This is a genomic window from Vibrio maritimus, assembly GCF_021441885.1.
Classification (GTDB): domain Bacteria; phylum Pseudomonadota; class Gammaproteobacteria; order Enterobacterales; family Vibrionaceae; genus Vibrio; species Vibrio maritimus_B.
In genome coordinates this window covers 86,640-103,211 of the sequence record NZ_CP090439.1, presented here as the reverse complement: position 1 = coordinate 103,211, position 16,572 = coordinate 86,640, and the positions used below count along the sequence as shown (strand labels likewise).

At 44.7% G+C, this 16,572-nt stretch carries 14 protein-coding genes; 5 read left to right on the top strand and 9 right to left on the bottom strand.

Going from position 1 to position 16,572, the window contains the following annotated elements; genetic code table 11:
- Positions 1-2 precede the first annotated feature (2 nt).
- Entirely contained in the window at positions 3-2,405 is a 2,403-nt protein-coding gene (locus tag LY387_RS17050; RefSeq protein WP_234496958.1) for a bifunctional diguanylate cyclase/phosphodiesterase, read from the top strand.
- Positions 2,406-2,446: 41 nt separating this feature from the next.
- Here LY387_RS17050 and LY387_RS17045 read toward each other — a convergent pair whose 3' ends face one another.
- From LY387_RS17045 to tal, 4 genes are all read right to left on the bottom strand, one after another.
- On the bottom strand, positions 2,447-3,508 hold the full coding sequence (locus tag LY387_RS17045; protein ID WP_234496957.1) for a diguanylate cyclase domain-containing protein: 1,062 nt from the start codon (positions 3,506-3,508) through the stop codon (positions 2,447-2,449).
- A gap of 1 nt (position 3,509) precedes the next feature.
- The gene (locus tag LY387_RS17040; protein ID WP_234496956.1) at positions 3,510-3,977 is read right to left on the bottom strand and encodes a hypothetical protein; all 468 of its coding nucleotides are present in this window, start codon (positions 3,975-3,977) and stop codon (positions 3,510-3,512) included.
- Between the two features lie 155 nt (positions 3,978-4,132).
- Positions 4,133-6,124, bottom strand: coding sequence for a transketolase (gene tkt / locus LY387_RS17035; protein WP_234496955.1), 1,992 nt, complete (start codon positions 6,122-6,124; stop codon positions 4,133-4,135).
- An 82-nt stretch (positions 6,125-6,206) separates the two neighbouring features.
- Positions 6,207-7,157, bottom strand: coding sequence for a transaldolase (tal, locus tag LY387_RS17030; protein WP_042471254.1), 951 nt, complete (start codon positions 7,155-7,157; stop codon positions 6,207-6,209).
- 437 nt (positions 7,158-7,594) lie between these two features.
- Between tal and LY387_RS17025 the strand changes: the two genes are divergently transcribed.
- Positions 7,595-8,593, top strand: coding sequence for a sugar-binding transcriptional regulator (locus tag LY387_RS17025; RefSeq protein ID WP_234496954.1), 999 nt, complete (start codon positions 7,595-7,597; stop codon positions 8,591-8,593).
- Here the strand turns inward: LY387_RS17025 and LY387_RS17020 are convergent.
- On the bottom strand, positions 8,590-9,480 hold the full coding sequence (locus LY387_RS17020) for a LysR family transcriptional regulator (RefSeq protein WP_234496953.1): 891 nt from the start codon (positions 9,478-9,480) through the stop codon (positions 8,590-8,592). The two genes, LY387_RS17025 and LY387_RS17020, sit on opposite strands and share 4 nt — an antisense overlap.
- A gap of 105 nt (positions 9,481-9,585) precedes the next feature.
- Here LY387_RS17020 and LY387_RS17015 point away from each other — a divergent pair, with 105 nt between their 5' ends.
- Complete coding sequence (locus tag LY387_RS17015; protein ID WP_234496952.1) at positions 9,586-10,107, top strand: lactoylglutathione lyase family protein; 522 nt, start codon at positions 9,586-9,588, stop codon at positions 10,105-10,107.
- A 79-nt stretch (positions 10,108-10,186) separates the two neighbouring features.
- Here the strand turns inward: LY387_RS17015 and LY387_RS17010 are convergent, their stop codons facing one another.
- From LY387_RS17010 to moeA, 4 genes are all read right to left on the bottom strand, one after another.
- Entirely contained in the window at positions 10,187-11,020 is an 834-nt protein-coding gene (locus LY387_RS17010) for a sulfurtransferase (protein ID WP_234496951.1), read from the bottom strand.
- Between the two features lie 84 nt (positions 11,021-11,104).
- Entirely contained in the window at positions 11,105-11,410 is a 306-nt protein-coding gene (locus LY387_RS17005) for a hypothetical protein (protein WP_234496950.1), read from the bottom strand.
- Positions 11,411-11,438: 28 nt separating this feature from the next.
- The gene (gene moeB, locus LY387_RS17000) at positions 11,439-12,188 is read right to left on the bottom strand and encodes a molybdopterin-synthase adenylyltransferase MoeB (RefSeq protein WP_234496949.1); all 750 of its coding nucleotides are present in this window, start codon (positions 12,186-12,188) and stop codon (positions 11,439-11,441) included.
- A gap of 9 nt (positions 12,189-12,197) precedes the next feature.
- Positions 12,198-13,433 carry a molybdopterin molybdotransferase MoeA gene (gene moeA, locus LY387_RS16995; RefSeq protein WP_234497862.1) on the bottom strand — a complete coding sequence of 412 codons (1,236 nt, stop codon included), beginning with the start codon at positions 13,431-13,433 and terminating at the stop codon, positions 12,198-12,200.
- 205 nt (positions 13,434-13,638) lie between these two features.
- On the opposite strand from moeA, the gene folE reads away from it, so the two are divergent.
- Positions 13,639-14,292: a GTP cyclohydrolase I FolE gene (folE, locus tag LY387_RS16990; protein WP_234496948.1), complete on the top strand. Its 654-nt coding sequence runs from the start codon at positions 13,639-13,641 to the stop codon at positions 14,290-14,292.
- Between the two features lie 195 nt (positions 14,293-14,487).
- Positions 14,488-16,536, top strand: a complete 2,049-nt coding sequence (locus tag LY387_RS16985; protein WP_234496947.1) for a hybrid sensor histidine kinase/response regulator — start codon at positions 14,488-14,490, stop codon at positions 16,534-16,536.
- Positions 16,537-16,572 lie beyond the last annotated feature (36 nt).

The window sequence follows — 16,572 nt, the reverse complement described above, 5'->3', positions numbered from 1 at the left end:
CTATGAGACTACTCAGAAGGTTAGATCTTGTTCTCGTACCAGTAATGACGGTTGTCGCCGCGCTTGCAGGTACTGGGCTCTATTTTTGGCAGTTAAGCGAGCAAAAGACACTCGAACAGGACAAGTGGGTCACAAAAGTCAAAAATGCGTTGAGTGCCGCTGAGTTTGAGCGAAGTGGTATAGAGGGGCTTGGGCATGAGATTTCAGGCAGCGCCCAGTTTATAAATCACATCCAGGACACGAGTGATTATGTATTGCGGGGCTTTCTCGAGTCTCACATTAATTATTTGCTTCACCAAGAACGAGCCATGAAGTTAGGAAATGTCGAAGTCTATAGCTTGGATCCACTTTTCAATCTAACAGCGAGTTCACTTAAATCCGATCCGTTTGAAGCAAACGCGTTAGCTGATGACATCTATCAAACTGTCTTCGACTCTTACATTTTAGTTTCGTTAGGCGAAGAGTTTTGTAGTACAGGGTATACCTACCAATCGGTAACAGGAGAAATTAGGTACAGCTACATCGGCGCTTATGACCCGAAACTCTTGCCAGATGATAAACAAGCGATGACACGCAAAAGTAGAAGCTTGCTCGTTGTTGATGGACCATTAAGAAAGCTAAATCAGTTGTTTAACGACGCATCAAACCACGAAAACATTATTTTGGATTTCAATCAAGTTACTGAGACATCTGAGCTTTGGTCTGACATTCATTTCGAGGTTGTAAACAATGAGTTCGTTGACGGGAAAGTGATTAAGATATTTGGCCCAGGAGTAGAGATAGAATTGGATATATTGGATGACCATTATGCCAATGTTAAATCACAGATAGCGACACAAGTGTTGGTCTATATGCTTGCGGTCGTGATCTCGTTGTTACTTATTATTCACGTGATTGTGAGAACGAAAGTGCTCGATCCAATCAACGGTTTACTGAAAGACATAAAAAGAGGAGGCTTAGAGCTACGCTACTTTAAACGAGCTAAAGATAATGATGAAGTCTCTATTCTCAAAAATGCTTACATAGACAGTTTGAGCAAAGTAAAGTTTGAGGCTGAGTTTGATAGCCTAACAAAGCTAGCTAATCGAGCTTCTTTTATTAGGTTTGTCGACCAGAGAACCGAAAGCTATTGTAATGAGCATACTTATATTGTGGCCTGGGATGTCATAGACTTCAGAAGAGTTAATGATTTGCATGGTTTGTTCGAGGGTGACCGTGCTCTTGTCAAAATCGCGAGGGAAATCGAGCGGTGTATTTGCACCAATCAATCAAGCACGGGATGTGGTTGCAGTGATTATTCAATCAGTCGTTACGGCAGCAATACATTCTATGCTTTAGTGAACGCGGATAGCGAGCAGGCCATTAAATTACTGATGGCCAACTTTGAGCAGTCCCTCAAAACCGCGATACGGGTTGAGGGCGTCCCGCTTCACCTTGATTTTGCCCAGGCTATTTTTCCTCTTTGTGACGAATCTCAGAGAGGAGTTTGGCAGAAAGGCATAGAGGCGGCGTTAAGCAAAGCGAAACAGATCAAAAACAAAGTACCGTTGGTCTATTTTGATCATCTTCTATTTGATGAGTTAAAACGAAGAGATGAGATAGAAAAAATACTCCTGAGCTGCTGTGGAAATGGCGAGTTTGAGCTGAACTATATGCCGCTCATTGATTCAACGACCTATCAGGTTGCTAGTATTGAAGTGTTAGTAAGGTGCCCTAAATTACGGGCAATGGGGATTGGACCAGAAGAGTTTATTCCGGCAGCAGAGCGAGCTAACTTAATTGGCGATATAGACACTTGGGTCATTAATAATGCGATCAAATCTTTATCGATGTTGCAATCAAAAGTGGGATACGTAGGAGATATTTCAATCAATATTTCTGCCCTTGAGCTTTACAACAATGATTTTATTGAGCTCATCTGTAGTGTGTGTCATTCGCATAACATTACGCCCAACCGCGTGATTCTAGAAGTAACAGAAACGAGCTATGTTAAAAGTACTAAAGACACGATAGCGATTATCGCTGGTTTGCGAGATATAGGGTTTAGGGTGTCACTGGATGATTTTGGAACGGGCTTTACTTCAATAAATCAGTTGCTAAGTTACCCGGTTGATGAGCTGAAGGTGGATAAGAGTTTTGTTGAACGTATCGGCACCGATGGTACGGAGGAGCGAATGCTTAACTCCATTATTGCTCTCGGTCACAACTGCAATGCGAAAGTTGTTGGCGAAGGCGTCGAAACAGGTTACCAATGTCGATATCTTTCCGATTTGGGCTGTGATTATCTTCAGGGCTATTGGTTTAGTAAACCGCTGGGTTTTGAGGCGTTTTGCGACTTTTATGTTCAGGATAGGCTAACCGACCTTAAAGCTAAGATGGCGGATATCACCATAATCAAGCATTAAGCATATCGTAGTTTACATCTTTTCGTATAAAGGGACTCGCCTTAAAGCGCTGTTGACAATGCTTTTCTGGATAATTGGGTCAGCTTCTCAATCAAACTTCGTCTTACTAAGTTCGATTCACGACTCATTGATATGTCGAGAATTAAAGCCATGTCAGACAGTTCAATGGGCTCCGCTAGTATGTCTTTGATCGTTTGTTGAAGAGAAGGGGTAATTTTAGAGTCAGGGGTATTGCTCAAAATAATAAACTGAGAACCACTGTAACGGTATAGTGAGTAGTCAGCGTTGATGGAGTTGAGTAGTCGGTCAGCTGCAACTTTAATCAACACATCACCATAATCAATGCCGTACTTGTGGTTAATTTCTGAGATGTTGAGGATACGCACCGATAGCAAATGGTAATAGGGTTGTTTCAGTTGGCTTTTGATGTCATTGGTTAGCGCAGTGCGGTTCAATAAGCAAGTGAGAGCGTCTTTGCGCTGAAGCGTTTTACGAAGTCTCGAATCTATCCAGAAAATACAAGAGATAAGAAGAAATAGGACGATGAGCGCGACGGTGCTGGCTTTTTGGTACATCAGGAGACGTTCAAGCTCAGTCCGGTTTTTCTCAGTGATAGGGCTTTCAATCTGAAACTTCTCGTTTATGAAATGAACGATTTCTTCAAAGTTAACTTCTATGCGCTGCTTGAGGGCATCCTGTATTTCTGGTTGGGTGTCGAGTAGTACCAAAGATTTCTCTAGGGCCTTGAACTTATCAAACTGCGCTTCCATGAAGGCTTGATAGCCCGCTTGCTCAATAAACTTTGATGATTCTTTACTGTGCAATATGATGTCGAATCGACTCCACGTCAGGTCATATGCCAGCCAGATCTCGTCCTTTCTTAACGGCTTTATATGAGATTGCGTAATGAAATTTGAGTACTCTTTGACTAACTGAAGTATGAACCAGGTCGCTTCGTTTTTGCGGTCAGAAAGGTCTTCGTTGATTTGATTGATACGGTCGATGGTTATGACGTTTACGGCGAGTACGCAAGCGGTTATGGTTGCCAAAATAATCTTTATTAGATTGATTGGGAATCGTTCGACGCACTCCTTGGCTTTCATGCTAGTACCGTACTTCCTTTAATTGCCAGATCATCATGGCGTGGTAATCGGTATTATCGATCTCTGGGTGCTGTGACAACGGGAAGATCACCCAATATGGTCCTTTATCGCGGATAGACATTTTTTCGCCGTTTTTCCGATTAGCGATGATAGGTTGGTATTGTTTGATATCTTCTTGCCTAATGGTGACTTTGTAGTCATTGAGTGCGATAAAAGTGATCAGTGCTGGAAGCGGGGCATTAGACTGGGCGAAAAACTCTTCAAGGTTTACCCCAGTAAATGAGTTTTTTCCGTCTAACCATGGCAACTCTGTATCTATGGTTGCTTGGGGCATGTTTGATAAGTCACTATCGGAGTAGGTCTTTAGCAATACGCCACCGCTTTTGACGGCAAGGTCACCAGCGTGCGCCGTAGTCAGGCAAATTGAGAGTAGTGAGACAAGGGTGATGAGAAGTGTTCTAGCTCGCATAGTAAAAATCCTTTTTGACCATACCGTACAGTGTAGAAAGCGAGATTGCTCCTTCAAGCGAAATTGTGTCTAACATATGAGACATGTTGAATCTAAAACAGTCACACATAAAAAAGGCTGAGCATTTGCTCAGCCTTTTGTGTTGAAAGAGAAGTTTACTTCAACAGTTCTTTTGCTTTGCTTACAACATTCTCAGTTGTAAAGCCAAACATCTTAAATAGCTCACCAGCTGGTGCTGACTCACCGAACGTTGTCATACCAACGATCTTGCCGCCGAAGCCAACATACTTGTACCAGAAGTCAGCAATACCCGCTTCAACTGCAATACGTGCTGTTACGCCCGAAGGCAGAACAGACTCACGGTAGGCCTCGTCTTGCTTATCGAACACGTCAGTTGCTGGCATAGATACGACACGTACCTTCTTACCTTCTGCGGTGAGTTCTACGGCTGCGTTAACGGCTAGCTCAACTTCAGAACCTGTCGCAATCAGAATAAGCTCTGGCGTACCTTCACAATCTTTAAGAACGTATCCGCCTTTTGCGATGTCAGCCACTTGCTGCGTGTCACGCTCTTGCTGTGCAAGGTTTTGACGAGAGAAGATGAGAGACGTAGGACCGTCTTTACGCTCAATCGCAAATTTCCATGCAACTGCCGACTCAACCTGGTCACATGGACGCCATGTGCTCATGTTAGGCGTTAGACGAAGTGATGCCATTTGCTCAACAGGTTGGTGCGTAGGGCCATCTTCACCCAGGCCGATAGAGTCGTGAGTGTAAACCTGGATGTTTTGCACTTTCATTAATGCAGCCATACGCATCGCATTACGCGCGTATTCCATGAACATTAAGAAGGTTGCACCGTAAGGTACGAAACCGCCGTGAAGCGCGATACCGTTCATAATCGCTGTCATACCGAACTCACGAACACCGTAGTGAATGTAGTTACCAGATGCATCTTCAGCAGTAAGAGATTTAGACCCAGACCACATGGTCAGGTTAGACGGAGCAAGGTCAGCAGAGCCACCAAGGAACTCTGGTAGCATTGCGCCAAATGCTTCTAGTGCGTTTTGCGACGCTTTACGAGAGGCGATGTTCGCCGGGTTAGCTTGAAGATCAGCAATGATTTGTGTCGCTTTCTCTTCCCACTCTGCAGGTAGCTCACCATTTACACGACGTTTGAACTCAGCTGCCAGCTCTGGGTATGCTGCTTCATACGCTGCAAGTTTCTCGTTCCACGCTGCTTCTTTAGCTGCGCCCGCTTCTTTCGCATCCCACTGCGCATAGATGTCCGTTGGAATCTCAAAAGGACCGTGCTCCCAACCTAGTTCTTTACGTGTTGCTGCAATTTCGTCAGCGCCTAGAGGTGCACCGTGACAGTCGTGTGAACCTGATTTATTTGGAGAACCAAAGCCAATGATGGTCTTAGTACAGATAAGAGTAGGACGAGGGTCTGCTTTAGCTGCTTCAATCGCTGCATTGATAGCGTCTGAATCGTGACCATCAACAGCAGGGATTACGTGCCAGCCGTATGCTTCAAAACGTTTTGGCGTGTCGTCAGAGAACCAACCTTCAACTTCGCCATCGATAGAGATGCCGTTGTCATCCCAGAATGCGATGAGCTTGCCAAGGCCTAGTGTGCCTGCAAGAGAACATGCTTCGTGAGAGATACCTTCCATCAAACAGCCATCACCCATAAATGCATACGTGTAGTGGTCGACGATGTCGTGGCCGTCTTTGTTGAATTGAGCCGCTAGCGTTTTCTCTGCCAGCGCCATACCTACTGCGTTTGTGATGCCTTGACCTAGCGGGCCTGTTGTCGTCTCAATACCGGGCGCATAACCATACTCTGGGTGACCAGGTGTTTTCGAGTGAAGCTGACGGAAGTTCTTTAGCTCTTCAATCGGTAACTCATAGCCTGTTAGGTGAAGCAGTGAGTAGATCAGCATGGAGCCGTGGCCGTTTGATAGTACGAAACGGTCACGGTCAGCCCATTCTGGGTTAGATGGGTTGTGGTTTAAGTGTGAACGCCAAAGAACTTCAGCGATATCAGCCATACCCATTGGCGCGCCAGGGTGACCAGAGTTTGCTTGTTGAACGCCGTCCATGCTTAGAGCACGAATAGCATTAGCGAGATGTTTACGATCCATAATACATTCCGAAAAAATAGATTTTAAAGAGAGAGAATTGAAGAGGGGAACGCAAACGTTCCCCTCTGAATATCTGTGCTGATTAAAGCTTAGCTTCGATCATAGCTTCTAGTTTGCCTTGGTCGATAGCGAAGTTGCGGATGCCCTCTGCTAGCTTCTCTACCGCCATAGGGTCTTGGTTGTGCTCCCATAGGAACTCTGCGTGAGTCATTGCAGCTGGGCGCTCTTTAGAGCCTTTAGAGTCAACCAGTTTCTCAACGACTTCGCCTTCCGCTTCTTCAAGCTCTGCAAGCAGTTGTGGACTGATAGTTAGACGGTCACAACCAGCAAGCTCAAGGATTTCACCTGTGTTACGGAAGCTTGCGCCCATTACTACTGTGTTGTAGCCATGGTCTTTGTAGTAGTTGTAGATACCTGTTACTGAAATCACGCCTGGATCTTCTGATGCTTCAAAGTCGCGACCTTCTTTCGCTTTATACCAGTCCATGATGCGGCCAACGAAAGGAGAAATTAGGAAAACGCCCGCTTCAGCACATGCACGTGCCTGAGCAAATGAGAATAGAAGCGTTAGGTTACAGTTGATGCCTTCTTTTTCTAGGATCTCTGCAGCACGAATGCCTTCCCAAGTAGAAGCTAGCTTGATAAGGATGCGGTCATTTGCGATACCAGCATCGTTGTACATTTTCATTAGCTGACGTGCTTTCGCTACGCTGCCTTCCATGTCGTAAGAAAGACGCGCGTCAACTTCTGTTGAAATGCGACCAGGAATCGTCTTTAGAATTTCTTTACCGATGTTAACCGCTAGCATGTCACACGTATCTTGCACTTGTTGTGCTTTGTCGTCACTTTGAGATTTCGCGTACTCAATCGCTTGGTCAATGAGAGGTGCATACTCTTCGATCTGCGCCGCTTTCAAAATCAGAGAAGGGTTAGTAGTTGCATCTTGTGGTTGGTACTTGCGAATTGCTTCGATATCACCAGTGTCTGCAACGACAGTTGTTAGTTTGCGAAGTTGCTCTAATTTGTTGCTCATCGGTTCGTTCCTATTCTTGAGGGCAGAGAATTTGAGACTAAGGCTCTAAATACAAATGTTGCTCAGCGGTTCAAAGTTTCAGTCGACTATCGATCCGCTTTAAATTTTTGCAGTACAGAGTGCGCAGATTGTAGTGAACATTTGCGTCACTCCTGAGTAAATGTTGGATTCATATTTACCCTATGCAGAAATAATGTCAACCAAATACTGGTACAAAAATTCGTATTCCATGGGTTATTTTTGGTTTTTGTTAGCGTGACCCGAATTGCAACTGAAAATCAGTGCTAGCAGGGGCTAGAGGAGAATTTCAATGGTTAAAAATGCAGCTGAGAAAATGTCACGCTATTGAGCGAATGGTACGGTAAGGTTATCATTGAGCAAATGATTGATATGTGAGCCAATGCTCGCCTGAATAGAATCGCGGAGTAGTACAGCCGATGAAAAACGAAAGCAACGAAACCAGCAACGATTTATTGACCGAAATCGCGGTGGCTTATTATCAAGATGGGGCGACACAAGAAGAGATTTCCAAAAAGTTTGGGGTATCGCGAGCAAAGATAGGACGATTACTCAAACAGGCGAGAGACGAAGGCATTGTAGAGATCACGGTGAAGTATCACCCAGTATACAGTGCCAAGATAGAACAGCGCCTGATTGAGCGATTTGGTATTAAGCGGGCGCTTATCGCTCTCGACCAGCCAGATGAAGAGTCGCAGCGAACTCAAGTGGGCGGTTTGGTTTCGAACTACCTTGCTCAAACCTTACGTGGCGGAACAGTTGTTACCGTAGGTCAGGGTAGGAATGTCTCTGCAGTCGCGCATCATATGGGGGTGATTTCTCCCCGTGATTGTAAGTTTGTTTGCGGAATCGGAGGCATTCATCCAAGGGGCGGACGCTTTAACGCCGATCATATTTGTCGACAACTGGCGAAAAAGTACGGGGGAACGTCAGAAACGCTTTATGCGCCGGCGTACGCTGAAAATAGAGACCAGAAAATGGTGTTTATGCAAAACGCTACGGTCAAGCAAACTCTCGACTTGGCACGCAAAGCGGATGTGGCAATTGTTGGTGTGGGCGATATGAGCGAGAACAGTTATATGGTGGATCTAGGATGGTTTACTACGGATGAAGTGGTTCAATCGCGGTTGAATCAAGGGGTTGTTGGTGATTTTGCAGGCTATGATTTCTTCGACATTCAGGGCAGAGCAGCCAACACAGTGATGAGTGATCGTGTCATTGGATTAGGGCTTGAAGAGTTCCGCCGCATTTCAGAAGTCATCGCCATTGCTTCTGAAAACAGCAAACCAATGGCATTGCTGGGTGCGCTTCGCACGGGCGTCGTGGATGTTGTTGCAACAAGCGTTAGTAACGCGCTGACAGTGCTTAACCTTGACGAACAAATGCTAAGCCTGCCAGACACCACAAAAGGCGATTAGGAAAACTCCGTCTCTTTAATGACCTCAAGAAGAAACGAATAACGCGCCGCCAGCTGTTTACGTTTCTTCTTCACAAAGTATAGCGGTTCACTCACCAACTCTGCGGTTGGCCAAATGTCGACTTTATCCTTGTACTCTGAGTATTCGATAGCGACCTTAGGCAAGACGGTAACTCCAATTCCCATCGAAACAGGCTGCAGAATTTGGCTATGTTGGTTGATATAGCTGACTTTTCTAAAATCCTGCCACTCAGCCTCTTCGAGTTCTTCGAGCCCGCTCTGATCAAATAGCTTTTGTAAGTAGTACTGAGCATCTGGGTGGTCAATCACGCCCAACTGCTCAAGCGCGTCACGCGGACTAAGGTTAGACACGGAGGCTTTGGAGCCAATCAGACATAACTCAAGCTGCCCCAAATACTCCGAGGACAAGTCTGGATGTTGGGGTACCGCGGTAACGATGCCAGAGTCTATCGTTCCGTTGGTGACGCTCTCTATTACTCGCCTGTTTGGAGCTGCTTCAATATTGACACGCAAACCAGGGTATTGAGTTTGTAGACGGAGCAATTTTGGGTACAACGCAGTGCTTATTGCACCTGAGGCAGAAAAGCTGAGATTTCCTGATTCAGGGTCATCGTATTTGAGCTTTTCAAGTAGTGAGGCTTCTTGCTTGGCTAGGTCACATGCGTAGTTATAAACCAGTCGCCCTTGCTCCGTCAGTTCGAATGTTTTCCCTTCTCTTGTGATCAGTTCCGCATTGAGACTCGCTTCGAGCTTTTTAATGTGCTGACTCACACCTGGCTGAGTCATAAACAGCTTTTCTGCAGTCTGGGTAAAGTGACCAATCTCTACTAGAGTTTTAAACGTATTAAGCCAAGTTGTGTTAATCATACACTCACATTGATAACAAATCCTTATTGTCTGAAGAGTATATGATAAATAACAACGAATCCATCAGAAGTATCTTATTCTCAACGAGAGAGAGGGACACCACTCATGATTTCACCCAACACAAATCCCACCTATCCACGTACTTTTAGCCATATCGGAATATCAGTGCCCGACTTGGAAGCTGCTGTGAAATTCTACACTGAGGTTTTAGGCTGGTACTTGATCATGCCACCAACCGATGTCACTGAAGATGATTCCGCAATAGGAGTAATGTGTACCGACGTATTTGGGGCAGGGTGGAAGCACTTCCGTATCGCTCATATGTCGACAGGTGATCGCATTGGTGTCGAGTTATTCCAGTTCGATAATCAAGAAAACCCAGAGGATAACTTCGAGTATTGGAAAACCGGAATATTCCATTTCTGTGTACAAGACCCAGACGTGGAGGGGCTAGCGGACAAAATAGTAGCTGCTGGTGGCAAACGAAGAATGAAAGAGCCTCGCTACTACTATCCGGGAGAGAAGCCTTATCGCATGATCTACATGGAAGACCCGTTTGGCAATATTCTAGAGATTTACTCTCACAGTTATGAGTTGCATTACTCAAGTGGCGCTTACACAGGCTAGACAAACGAAGGTTTTTTATTGGAACGCCCCAACATATAAGTGGGGCGTTGTTTTATATGAAGGCTATTTCTTCTCTATGTTAAAGTTGGACCGGTAGGTCAGTGCGCTGACCCCACTCGGTCCATGACCCGTCGTACACAGACAAGTTAGTGTAGCCACACAAGTACGCTCCTAGCGCCAAAATACACGCTGTCACACCCGACCCACAACTAAACACTAGATGTTCACGCTTGCTTGCACTGATAGACGAAAACAATGGAGCAAGCTCTTCAAGGGGTTTGAGAGTACCTTCCTCCATTAATTCTGCAAACGGTAGGCACACCGAGTTTGGAATGTGACCGCTACGGATTCCCTCACGCGGTTCGGGAGTTTCGCCTTTGAAGCGTGCTAGTGAACGAGCGTCAACGATACGTGCGCACTTGTTATCTGAGTATTGCAACACTTGCTCAGCGGCGATGAAATAGTTGCCATCAATGGGTTGCGATAGTGTAGAGGTGTTTCGCGCACTGTAGTTTTCATCAACAGAATAACCCGCCGCCTTCCATGCTGGTAGACCACCGGACAAGACATGCACGTGCTTAAGACCGAGAGATTTCAACATCCACCATGCACGAGGTGAGGCAAATGTTCCTGAGTTGTCGTAGACGACAATGGTGCTTTCTGGCGTAATTCCGAGGTTACCTGCGAGTTCATTGAAACGCGCTTCAGACGGCATCATGTGGGGTAGTGATGCTTGCGGGTCACAGAACTCATTGTCGTAATCAAAGCGCTGGGCGGTTGGAATGACTCCACTCTTATCTTTATTGGGTTCGAGCGGGATTTGGAATTCAATACTGGCGTCTAAAACAATGGTATCTGGATTGTTATCTAGTTGCGTTTTTAACCACTGCGGAGAGATGAGGGTATCTGTCATGTGCCGTTCCTTATTATTGTTTTGTTCCACTATTATGCTGTTTCAGCATGCAGGCAAAAAACGCAAGTGTCTAGGTGTAAAACACTATTTAGGTACGCAATGGTCCAACTGATAGGTGGTTGAATCTCCCCACGATGAGGAAGCGCTCAGTACGACTTTATCGCCGACAGGGCAAAGAGATAGGGCATTGGCTAGGAGTCGAGTTGAGGTGCCATCATCAAAAATAACTACCATGTAATGGCGATTGCCATCAAGTGACTGAGTTAGGACGTGGCTTTGCACCGTTGCGGTGATAGTTTGGTTATCATCAGAGGATTGAAAAGTGAGCAAAAGTACCAAAAGACCGACGCCGGCTAAGAGTAGCGTAATAGCGATGGTCAACGGTTTCATTTGCTCACTCCGTCACTGGTTTACAAGCTTAACCACAAACTTGGCAGGATTTGGACTTAGGAAGCCCCATTTCACGCCAAGTTAAGGTAAGGCCATCAAACAACATCAGCTTTCCGATCTTTGGTTGACCATAGTTCGCAAGTACCTTAATGGCTTCGAGCGCTTGTGTCGCTCCGATAATACCGACTATTGGAGACATCACGCCAGCTTCAACACAGCTCAGGCTCGTGTCGCCAAATAGAGCGCTCAAACACGCATAGCAGGGCAAAGCATCATCTTGGTAGGTAAATACCGACACTTGTCCTTCCATGCGGATAGCCGCACCACACACCAAAGGTTTTTTATGCTGATAACAAAGACGGTTAAGTTGATTTCGTGTCTCAACATTGTCTGTTGCATCTAAAACCAATGAATGCTGAAGGATTTGCTGCTCAAGCTCTTTATCGCTCAGTCGCTTAGCGACTGTATTGACAGTGATGAAGGGGTTGAGTTTACACAGTGATAGTTTGGCGGAGTCTACTTTGTTTTGTCCTACCGTCTCGTCAGAGTGGAGGACTTGACGCTGAAGGTTCGACACCTCCACTTTATCATCATCGACTAAGGTGATGGTGCCAACACCTGCAGTAGCGAGGTACTGACTTGCTGCGCAACCTAATCCGCCAGCTCCAATAATTAAGATTGAAGACTGTTTAAGCGCTTCTTGTCCATCAAAATCGAAGTTCTTGAGAATGATCTGCCGATTGTATCGAAGCATCTCTTCATCAGAGAGAATATCCAAGGTCACCTCTTAGTAAAGCGTAGGGTTGAACAGTTGAATCTGGACCGTTTCACCAACTTCGATTGAGCCACGCTCTCTTTCAAGCACGACAAAGCAGTTAGCAAGGCTCATCGAACGGAACGCACCTGAACTTTGGTTACCCGTTGTTTCTACGACGAACTGACCATTCTCAATAGTATAGATACCACGTTGGTAGTCTGTTCTACCCGGTGCTTTTTTAAATGCGCTGCGGGTTGTCGCAGGGATCGATTCAGGCTGTTTCCACTCTGTGTTGCCTGCAAGCTTTGCAATGAGTGGCTGTACCAGTACATACATAGTCAATACGGCTGATACAGGGTTGCCAGGTAAACCGCAGAACCAAGCATTATCAAGTTCACCGAACGCGAATGGTTTACCAGGCTTAATAGCAAGTTTCCAGAAGCCAATTTGACCAAGTTCTTCAAGAATGTCTTTAGTGTAATCTGCTTCGCCAACGCTCACACCACCTGACGTAATGACAACATCTGCTTGTTGTTGAGCTTGCTCGAATGTCGCTTTAAGTGTGTCCTGACAATCAGGGATGATACCTAGGTCAATGGCTTCGCAACCAAAGTTTTCAATGAGTGGCTTAATACCGTATCGGTTGCTGTCGTATATTTGACCTGCTTCGAGTTCGGTGCCTAAAGGCTTGAGCTCATCACCGGTTGAAAAGAACGCGACTTTTGGTTTGCGATAGACACTAATATGACTGATGCCAAGTGTGGCTATCATAGGAATATCACGAGCGGTTAAACGAGCACCTTTCTTTAGCACAATGTCGTTGGCACAAATATCATCGCCGGTAGGGCGAATGTTCATGTTAGCTTTGACACTAGGCTGAGAAAACGTGATGTTGTCACCTTCTACACTGGTGTTCTCTTGCATGATGACTGCGTCACAACCTTCAGGGATTTTCGCCCCGGTCATGATGCGTACAGTTGTTAATGCAGGCCACTCACCTTCGAAGGGAGCGCCAGCAAATGATTTTCCGACCATAGGCATGGTGGTATTTTGCTCGAGATCGCTCAAGCGAATGGCGTATCCATCCATTGCTGAGTTATCAAACGGTGGAACATTAATAGGTGACAGAATGTCTTCAGCCAGTACATAGCCTAATGCTTCAGCTAGCGGAAGGGTTAGGGTGTCAGAAATAGGGGTGATTGGAGTGAGCATTTTATCCAATGCTTCTTCGATAGGCATTAAGCCTGGTGCGTCGCAGCAACCCATAAGATAAGTCATCCTGATTGATTCAATAAAACCATTCGACTCTAACACACTTTAATGGATGAGAGGCTTATCCCTTTGGATAAAAGCAGCTAAATGTTGCTCCAAATCATAGCGGATACAAAGCAATACGGAATTTGTGGGTGTAATTGCGTGTAAATCCGAGTATCCTTGTCTCCCCTTACGGGAGTTAGTGCGAGGAAGTAAGATGTCAGGTTTAAGAGAGTCAGCAAAATTGGTGAAAGAAGCGTTGTCAGAACGTGGACTGGAAACCCCAATGTTGCCGAATGAAGTAACAAGAGAAGAAAAGAAAGAGCGTATCGAGCATCACATGCGTGAGATCTTGACCCTCCTTCAACTTGACCTTGCGGATGATAGTTTGATGGAGACGCCACATCGCATTGCTAAGATGTACGTGGATGAGATTTTTTCAGGCCTAGATTACAGTAACTTCCCAAAAATCACCGTCATCGAAAACAAGATGGATGTCAGTGAAATGGTGCGAGTAAAAGACATTACTGTGACCAGTACCTGTGAACATCACTTAGTGACTATCGATGGTAAAGCAGCTGTCGCTTACATCCCACGCGGCAAGATCATCGGCCTATCGAAAATCAATCGAATCGTCAGATTTTTCGCTCAGCGCCCTCAAGTGCAAGAACGCATGACGCAACAAATTTTAGTCGCGCTACAAACCTTGCTAGAAACCGATGACGTTGCGGTAACGATGGATGCGGTACACTACTGCGTGAAATCTCGTGGCGTTATGGACGCAACGAGTGAGACAACAACAACAGCGCTTGGCGGTATTTTCAAATCAAATCCTGCAACACGCCATGAGTTTCTGCATGGTTTGCGCTAAATCTCTCGATTGTAAATAAAAAGCTTTAGACGCCCTCTAATTTCAGAGGGCGTTGTTGTATTTGTCACTGCTTTTCGTTCATACTATTGATTACATAAAGGATTTGCTAAGAAATTAGCCAGTTAGACCATGGACGATCAAAACAAAACAATACCTCGCCCTGGTGTGCTGATCTGATAGTTGGACTAGGTTGAAATGAACAGAATTCAAAAAATCTACAGTTATGCTGAGCCTAATACGACTCTGGTCGTGGTGATGGGTGGGCTTGGTTACCCTGTATACTATTGGGTATGGGATACGCTCTATCCTCAGCCCTACGAAAACTTATGGCTGAGACTGCTCTGCTCGTTAGCGGTTTTCGTTTTAGCATTTCGTGGCGTGATGACCAATAGATTAAAGAAGGTGGTTCCATATTATTACCTAGTTTCCATAGGTTTTTGTCTTCCTTTTTTCTTCTCCTACATGATGTTTATGAATGGCTGGAATGATGTATGGGTATTATCATTTATGTCATCTATATTTCTGCATATTCTCTTGGTTTATGATACTAGAGTTATGCTATTGCAGGCGTTAATCTGTGTAATGTGCGCGGCTATATTTGCCCATTTTAATTTACCTGACGGTGTGAACTTTTCTGACCATCTGGTATATTTGCCTATCTTCGCGTTTACGTATTTATTTGGCAATCTGTTTTATTTTCGAAACCAAACAGAACATGAAGCTAAATTTACTGTTGCCAGATCGTTTGGTGCAGGTATTGCCCATGAAATGCGAAACCCACTAAGTGCATTGTTGTCTTCATTTGAAGTGATTAAGAGCATCATACCAAGTGGTAACTCGTCCTACAGAAATACATATCAACTAAATGCACAAGAAATACAAATACTCAATGATATTATTGATGATTCTATGAAAGCAATTTGGACGGGTAACGAAACCATAGACTTATTGCTGACATCAATAGATCAAAATAGAGTGTCGACTTCAACGTTTTGTAAGTTGAATGCCAAGTCGATTGTAGATAATGCGGTTGATAGTTTCAGTTATAAAAATGCAGCTGATAAAAGGCTAGTTTTCTTCGATATTAAGGAAGATTTTAGCTATTTCGGGAGTGACACACTTTTAAAGTATGTTGTATATAACCTCTTAAAGAACTCTTTCCGACATCGAGGAGCGGGTAAGTTCAACATTGTGATTAGCTCCAAGGCGACTGAGAATGGCAATAGTATCTTATTTAGAGATACGGGTATTGGGATTGAGCCTGAGCTTATAAAAAATATATTTGATGATTTTTATACCACGGGAAAAAACGGCACGTTTGGTTTAGGGTTGTCTTTTTGTAAGAAGGTAATGCGTTCATTTGGCGGCACGATAGTCTGTCGTTCAAGTGTTGGTGAATGGACGGAGTTTGAGTTGTGTTTCCCTAATTATTCCTCGACAGCGGTAAAAAATATCAAAACTGAGCTGGTCAAAGCAAAATCTGTGCTATTTATCGGAGATGAAAAATCAGATGTTGCAACTGAGCTTATAAAACTGCAAGGCATCACTCAGATGAAAGTCGAGTTTGTGAGTTTAGAGGATGCTTGTGAGAGAGATGAACATCACTTTGAATATAGTTTGATACTTATAGATGGCGAGTTTAATAGCAATGGCTGGTCGTTAATGTCACGCCTTGAAGGTAAGTTGGGATTCACTGAGGCTAGGATTGTGTTCCTCAACGAAGAGGATGCTACTCGTAACCTTTATTTCCAACGATATGTCAATATCGTTCTCAATAGCAGGGAAACGTTCATTAGCCAACCATTGGCTACGTTAGACTACCTATTGTTTGATTCTTTAGAAGATGATGAACCTGAACAGGCTTATAATGAAATCTCTACTAAGAAAACAGTCATGATTGTCGATGACAACCACTCATTGCGCTCGATTACTAGTATTATGCTTGAAAAACAAGGCTTACATGTAATACAAGCTGAAAACGGGCAGGTCGCCCTAGATGTTCTCGATGAAGAAGACGTCCACTTAATTCTTATGGATGTAGAGATGCCAGTACTCGATGGTTTATCTGCGACTCGGAAAATTCGTGAGTCAAACATGCCTTACTCATCGGTTCCAATCGTTGGTTATACCGGTGATAAAAGCGAAGAAACTGTCGTTCAGATCAACCAAAGTGGTATGAATGATTATATTGTTAAGCCAACGCCCAAAGATGAGTTAATTGATAAAGTAGCGACTTGGTTGTAGTTGAACTACGACTGTAAAGGGACTGGATTAACAAAG